The following is a 4,951-nucleotide window of genomic DNA, read 5'->3' as shown; positions in this document are numbered from 1 at the left end:
TGAATCTGGCGTGTCGATCCCGGCCCGGATCGTCTGTACGTCAACGCTGCTGCCGGTACGTCAACTAGGTGACGTACGGCGGCCCCCGAGGACCCGCTCGTCTTCCCGGCCGGGACCGAGGACGCCCTCGGGAAGCGGGAACGGCCCGGCCCTCGATGCGGGAGGGCCGGGCCGTGCGGTCAGTTGATCCGGGTCATGCCGTCCGGGAGGGGAGGCTCGGGGAGTCCGGCCTCCCGAGCTGCTGCTCGGTCCCGGAGCCAGGCCCGGAAGTCGCGGACCGCCGCGCGGTCACCCTCGGTCAGTACGGTCCGGGGGTCGTTGCCGCACCCGCCCCTCAGAAAGGGGGTTCCTCGGTGTACCCTCCGTCCTGCGCCTGGCCGTTCGCGGCGGCACCCGCCGGGGCTCCGGCCGGGACCGCCGGACGGGTGCGGGAGGCACTGGCCCACGCGTCGTCACCCGGGGCCGATCCCTGGGACTTGGCCACCTTCGTCACGGTGGCCGTGGCGAACGTCAGGTCAGGGCCGACCGCGGACCCCTCGACCTCCCACGCCGAACGCTTCTCGTTCGTCTTCTCGTCCGTCCACGTCCGCTGTCGCAGGTCGCCCACGACCAGGACGCGCATCCCCTTCGTGAGAGTGCCGGCCGCGTTCTCGGCCAGGGACCGCCACACCGTGACCCGGTGGTAGTCGGTCCCGGCCTCCCGCCACTCGTTCGTCTGCCTGTCGAAGGTGCGGCGGTTGACCGCTACGGAGAACTTCGCCACGGCGGCCCCGCTCGGGGTGAAGCGGAGTTCGGGGTCGTCGGTCAGGTTGCCCACGATGGTGATCGGGGTGCCGTTCGTCGTCATGCTGTCTGCCTCCTGCTCGATGGGTCGGTGTCGTCGGGGGGGTGAAGGGAAGTGCCGGCCGGACGGCCACGCCCGGGCCCGGCGGGGTGCCGGGCCCGAACGTGATCAGCCGGAGGACGAAGGGGCGGGGTCGAAGAGTTCCAGTTGCCCGGCCACGGGGGAGACCCCCCGGGCCTTGAGCCGCCGGTACTCCGCCGCCACCCACGACCGGGAGTAGCCGGTCAGTTCGACGGCCGTGCTCTGTGGCTGTCCGGTGGTGTAGCTGTCGCGCACGATCTCTAAGGCTCGGTCCCGGGTCATCTGCTCGGACATGGGTCCCCCTCGGATGGTCGGGTGTCGCGGTGTCGCGGTCGGTGTCGCGGTCGACCGCGACAGGGGTTGTCGCGGTGTCGCGGTCGGGTCAGAGGTACTGACCCTGGTCTGTCGCGGGGAGCTTGCTGCTCTGTCGCTGCATGGCGCGGGCGACGGTCTGTCGCGTCGTCTCGGGGCGGTAGGCCCGGACCCGAGCTAGAACCGTGTCGCGGTCGGTGACGCCCGCGGTCATGGCCTCCCGGACCATCTGCGCGACGCTCGGTGTCGCGTCGCCCGCGGTCGGGACCGAGGGGGCCGGGGCGGGGGTTGTCGTGATGGTGTCGCCCACGACAGCGGACCCGCTCGTCTCCAGGCCAGAGACCCGCTCCCGCGACGTCGCGGTCTGTCGCTTGGTCATCAGGTCGACAACTCCGGGCACGGCGGCGGCGGGGGCCGGAGCGGCGGGGGCCGCCTCGGTGTCGCGGTCGGCCGTCGCGGTCGCTACCTGCGGTGTCGCGGTGTCGCGGTCGGTGTCGCGGTCGACCGTGACGGGGGTTGTCGCGGTGTCGCGGTCGGTGTCGTGACGCGGGGCGGGGAGTGTCGCGGTCCAGTCGTGACGCGTCGCGATGGTCGCCAGACCCGCGACAGACTTCCGGCGGACGACGCGCGACACGATGGCCGCCTCGGCCGCGTCCGCGTCGGCCGGGTCCAGTCCGTGACGCGCCGCGTCGATCGCGGCGGCCAGCTTGGCCGCGCGGCGGGAGCGCTTGCGGCTCCCCTCGGATGCGGCGGCCACCCGGTCGGCCAGGTCGACCGCGCGGTCCGCGGCACGGCTCCGGGCGATGGCCGCGGAGTCGGCTCCCCGCCGGCCGATTCCCAGGGAGGCGGTCAGCCGCTCCCGCAGCTCCCGCAGGGCGGCCCCGATCAGGCCGTCCGACTTCTCCCCGGACATGCGCAGTTCGAGACCCAGGAGCAGGTGGAGCATCACGGCCAGGAGCACGGGCCCGAGGACCACTCGGACCGGTCCGCCGACCCCGCCGGACACCTGAAAAGCGGGGATGGCCTGCACGAGTACGGCGGCGTAGGCCAGATACGCGGGTCCCTTGGTCCGGGTGGCCCACGCGTACACCGTGAGCGCCACGATGGCCGCCTCGGCCACCCCGCACAGGAGAGCGCGCTCCACGTCGTTGGTGATGTTCAGTGCGTCCCCGAGGAACCGGAACGAGGTGTCAGCGGACATGCCGAGGGCCAGGGCGGCGGGGGCGAGCAGGCCCAACGTCGCGGCCTTGGTACGGGACATGTGCGGCATGGCGGGGACCTACTTCCTCTTGCTCTGTACGACGACGCTCTGGACGACCTTGACCGAAAGTGTGTCGCTTCCCGGCCTCTTGCGGCACAGAAGCGCCAGGGCTACCGCCAGAACCACGGCTCCGCCCAGGTAGGGGGCCGCCGCCGACACGGCCGACACGGCGGCCCCGAGGGCGAGCGACAGCCCCCAGACGACGAATCCGACGACTCCGGCCATGGCCGACACGGCGGCGGTCACGGCCGACGCACGCCAAACCCAGCGGGGGACGACCGGGTCCGTGTCCGGTTTTGCCAGGGCGGCGGACTGGGGGATCAGGGCGCCCGAGGCCACCAGGGCGGCGGCGTGCTGCTGCCGCTCCCATGCGGCGAGCAGGTCGGCCGTGGACGGGATCGCGGGCCGCTCCGGGGCCCCCTCGGGCCGCTCGGACGGGGTCACCAGGGAGGCCGGGGTGTCGGGGATCAGGAAGCGGGCCAGGTCGTCCGGCGTGACCTCCCGGCCCGGTGCGGGATACTCGCTGTTGCTGCTCACGGGGTACTCCTTCGTGGGTGTCAGGGCCCGGTGTCAGGGCCCGTGTCAGGCGGTGTCAGGGCGGTGTGTCAGCCGCTCTGACACCGCGTCTACCTGGGGACTTGGTGTCAGGTGTCAGGCCGTCAGGCTGACGTCAGAGCCGGGACGATGCGGTACTTGTGGCCCCCCGCGGGGACGAGTCGGCCCTCCCGACCGAGGCGCCCGAGCTCCCCCGCGACCCACGGCCGGGACCGGCCGATCTGGTCGCAGTAGTCCATGAAGTCCTTCGTCTGGACGACCATCCGGCCCTCGGATTCGAAGTGCCGGAGGATCTCCTCCATGGCCGCCTTCGGGTCGTCCGGCTCGTCCCCGGCCGCCGCCCCGAACATGGGCGCGTCGATCGCCTCGGGGAGTTCCTGCTCGGGGTCGATCCCCTCGTCCTCGGGGTCCACCAGGGGTTCGGTTTCGGTCATGTCGTCGTCCGTCCTGGCGGCACGCTGCGGGCCGCCCTCGGGGGCGGTGCCCGCGTTCGGGCGCTCGCGGTCGGTGTAGATCTGTCCGGCGACCGAGGCGGCGGCGGTGGCCGTCACGTCGTCCACGGGCATCCGGACCGAGGCGAACTCTCGGGTGACCCACTCCAGCGTCACGGGGTTGTTCCGGAACGTCCGGCTCGGGGTCGACCACAGTTCCTCGTCCACCCCGGCCTGTACGAGGTAGCAGTAACCGGGCCGCTTGTTGCCCCACGCCCCGGGGTTGGCGCCCGCGTCCAGCACTTCGGACGGGAGGGCGAAACCGGCGTCCCGCTCGTCCACGCCCATGCACAGTGCGGACGGGAGGGAGGCCCGGGTGTCGGTGCTGATCTGGTAGCCGCTCGCGCGCTGCATCGAGACCACCAGGGAGGCGCCGGCCGAACGGGCTTCCTGCGCGATGCCGGTGAACGCGTCGTCATCGACGGCCCGCAGGGTGTTCGCCGCTTCCTCGAACCAGCCGACCAGGTACGGCATACCGGGGCACCCGCACGCCGTGCCGTCCTCCCGGCAGGTGTGCGCGGGGTCGTCCTGGCGGACCGCGGCGGCGGGCTCCCACGACCGGTAGGAGTGCGAGCCGAGCCACAGTTGCCGGGCCGGGATGACCGCCTCGAACGCTGCGATCATCACCGCCGCCCCGTCCTGCGTCGTGACGACCCAGTCGCACGCGCCGAACGCCTCCCCGAGGTCCTGGCCGCGCTTCGGGTCCGACAGCCACACGGCCACGTCCCGGCGGGTGAGGACTTCCGCCATGACGTCGAGAGCCGCCTCGGTCTTGCCGGAGCCGGTCACGCCCATGACGAGCAGGTGGATTGCCTGCGGGAGGGTGAGGTGCAGCTCCCGGCCGTCGTCGTACACCCCGATGACGAGCGGTTCCGCGATGGAGCCGCCCGGGGCGGACGGGCCCGGGTACCAGATGACTTCCTTGAGCATGTCGTTCGGGACGATGACCAACTCGCCCTTGCGCGCCGACTCGGGGTCGGGCCGGTAGCGCACGGCCGTGGTCGGCACGTCCAGCGCGGACGCGACCCGGGGCAGGCTCTTGGCCATGTCCGCGTTGGTCGCCTCCCCGGCCGGGAGCGCGTACGGCACGGTGACCTTGTTCGGCTCCACCTTCGCCGTGCCCAGCTTCGTACGGGCCAGACCGACCTTCTCCAACAGGCCCTTGTCCGAGGACTCCCCGACCGCGTCAGGGTTGCGCCGCATGACCATGCGGACGTTCCACGACAGGGCCAGGACCGGGCCGCCCATGGCGTACAGGTCGATCACGGGGTGAGTGATCGGACCGGACAGGGCGGCGGCGGTCACCCACACCGACCCCGCCGCAACCGTGATCGCGGAGTGCAACCGGCGCTGAGCGCTCGTCCCCCGGCCCGCCCACCACGTCGCACCGGTCAGCGCGACCGAGGCGAGCGTGAGACCGGCCGCGCCCCACGGGGAGTCAGCCCACATCAGGTGTGCGCCCTCCCC

Annotated in this window: 5 protein-coding genes; all 5 read right to left on the bottom strand. The window is 72.7% G+C overall.

What is annotated here, in order from left to right:
• Positions 1 to 334 precede the first annotated feature (334 nt).
• Positions 335 to 847, bottom strand: a complete 513-nt coding sequence (gene ssb / locus AQI94_RS42155; RefSeq protein WP_030498526.1) for a single-stranded DNA-binding protein — start codon at positions 845 to 847, stop codon at positions 335 to 337.
• A gap of 105 nt (positions 848 to 952) precedes the next feature.
• Positions 953 to 1,159, bottom strand: coding sequence for a hypothetical protein (locus AQI94_RS42150; protein WP_030498527.1), 207 nt, complete (start codon positions 1,157 to 1,159; stop codon positions 953 to 955).
• An 88-nt stretch (positions 1,160 to 1,247) separates the two neighbouring features.
• The gene (locus AQI94_RS42145) at positions 1,248 to 2,438 is read right to left on the bottom strand and encodes a hypothetical protein (RefSeq protein ID WP_157846665.1); all 1,191 of its coding nucleotides are present in this window, start codon (positions 2,436 to 2,438) and stop codon (positions 1,248 to 1,250) included.
• A gap of 18 nt (positions 2,439 to 2,456) precedes the next feature.
• The gene (locus AQI94_RS42140; protein ID WP_030498529.1) at positions 2,457 to 2,975 is read right to left on the bottom strand and encodes a hypothetical protein; all 519 of its coding nucleotides are present in this window, start codon (positions 2,973 to 2,975) and stop codon (positions 2,457 to 2,459) included.
• 122 nt (positions 2,976 to 3,097) lie between these two features.
• Positions 3,098 to 4,951 (bottom strand): plasmid transfer protein TraB (gene traB / locus AQI94_RS42135; RefSeq protein WP_062230361.1); only part of this gene is annotated, 1,854 nt, incomplete at its 5' end.

The sequence above is a fragment of the Streptomyces pseudovenezuelae genome (genome assembly GCF_001513955.1).
GTDB classification, from domain to species: Bacteria; Actinomycetota; Actinomycetes; order Streptomycetales; family Streptomycetaceae; genus Streptomyces; species Streptomyces pseudovenezuelae.
Note: the sequence above shows the minus strand (reverse complement) of the source record. Positions and strands in the feature narration are given on the sequence as shown.